Genomic DNA, 1,940 nt, shown 5'->3' with positions numbered 1-1,940 from the left:
AAGGGGCTGTCGCACTAAGTGATTAGTGCGGCAGTCTTTTTCATCGGATGAAATCCGGCCATTCAGCCGGATTTCTCTTATAAAAAACAAAGACCCGGACTTCGAAAAGTCCGGGCTTTATTGTAAAATAATGGTATGCAAACCCCATTACATTTACAGCCCGATTATACGACATATCGAGGCTATTATCAAATCAAACTTCCACTGGAAACGGAACACATGATCCCGGCTGATGACCCGGTCCGCCTTCTGAGTGCATTTGTGGAGGGAATGGATCTTTCGGAACTTTATGCCACCTATGACAGAGTCCGGAAAAATCAGGCGACTTCGCGACAGATGCTCAAGATCATGATCTATGCTTCCATGAACCGTCTGTTTTCCAGCCGCGACATTGAAACAGCCTGCAGAAGGGACATTAACTTTATGTTCCTTCTTGAAGGAATGCCGGCTCCGGATCACTCCACGATCGCAAGGTTCATTTCGCTTCATCTGTCTGCCTGTTCCAAGACGCTTCTGTCTGACATGACATCGATTCTTCATGATCTCGGAGAGATTTCCGGCAAGACCCTATTTATTGATGGGACAAAGATCGAATCCTGCGCGAACAAGTATACGTTTGTCTGGAAAAAATCCGTTACAAAGCATCAGGCCCGCCTGTTTGAAAAGATCCTTTCTTTTATCGAAGAATGCGAAACTTTGTATGGAATCAAAGTGGTCTATAACGGTAAAGCGACACTGCACACCATGAAACGGCTGCACAAAAAGCTCTATCAGATCAAGGGAGAAGAACAGATCACCTTTGTCTATGGAATCGGCCATCGGAAAAGTCAGCTGCAGAAATCCATTGAAATGCTGGAAGGATATATCAGCAAACTGAAAGAATACACAAAGCATCTTCATATCTGCGGGGAGAGGAACAGTTATTCCAAGACCGACCCGGATGCGACATTCATGCGTCTGAAAGAGGATGCCATGCAGAACGGGCAGTTAAAGCCGGCTTATAATCTTCAGCATGGAGTAGACGCACAATACATCACGTGGCTTGACCTGAGCAGCCACCCTACGGATGTTCTGACACTGGTTCCGTTCTTAAAAGACATGGAGAGCCATCTTTCGTTTCAATACAAGGAAATCGTTGCGGACGCCGGATATGAAAGTGAAGAAGCCTATGTTTTTCTGGAACAGAATGGGCAGGAATCCTATTTGAAGCCGCAGAATTATGAGATCTCAAAGACACGGAAATACCGCCAGGATATCAGCCGCAGAGAGAACATGACGTATGATTCTGAGACGGATGAATACCTATGTTCAAACGGAAGGAAGCTCAAAGCGATCTATGACCGGCACAGTAAGAACCGTAACGGCTATGTCAGTACTGTGACTGTATACGAATGTGAAAGCTGTCAGAGATGTCCTTATAAAGATAAATGCATCCACGGCAACAACTGCAAGACTCCAATGGAGGAGCGGAACAAGCGTCTTAGTATCTCCAAAGTGATGAAGCAAAAGCGACAGGAAACGCTGGAGAGGATCACAACAGAATACGGGACTCAGCTCCGAATGAACCGGAGCATTCAGGCTGAAGGCAGCTTTGCCGTTATAAAAGAAGATATGAACTTCCGGCGGTATCTTTACCGGGGGAAAGAAAATGTGCTGGCCCAGAGCGTTCTTTTGGCCATTGCCTACAACATCAACAAGCTTCATTTTAAGATCCAGGGAGGCCGGACAGGCCAGTTCTTGACCGAACTGAAAGCTTCATAATCAAGGCCATTCAAAACACAGATCAGGAGAAGGCGCTTATTCAATGAGCGGCTTTAGTTGACGTTTGCCGAATCAAGAAACAGGTAAAAAACATACCTGAAATCGGAAAAATCCGGCCATCAAGGCCGGATTTTCACCGATTCGTGAGGGCTGTCGCAACACTCTATTGCGACAGCCCC

The 1,940-nt window shown here is 46.2% G+C and carries 1 protein-coding gene; it reads left to right on the top strand.

Translation table 11 applies throughout. From position 1 onward, the window contains the following. Positions 1–135 precede the first annotated feature (135 nt). Complete coding sequence (locus HMPREF1986_RS09245) at positions 136–1,761, top strand: IS1182 family transposase (RefSeq protein ID WP_036600128.1); 1,626 nt, start codon at positions 136–138, stop codon at positions 1,759–1,761. The last annotated feature ends 179 nt before the right edge of the window (positions 1,762–1,940 follow it).

It is taken from the genome of Oribacterium sp. oral taxon 078 str. F0263 (genome assembly GCF_000469565.1).
In the GTDB taxonomy this organism is placed as follows: domain Bacteria; phylum Bacillota; class Clostridia; order Lachnospirales; family Lachnospiraceae; genus Oribacterium.
This window is presented reverse-complemented; position numbering and strand designations above follow the sequence as displayed.

What these genes read in the sequence shown, in the direction of transcription:
- HMPREF1986_RS09245 (WP_036600128.1), top strand. Translation starts at nt 136, where the DNA reads ATGCAAACCCCATTACATTTACAGCCCGATTATACGACATATCGAGGC.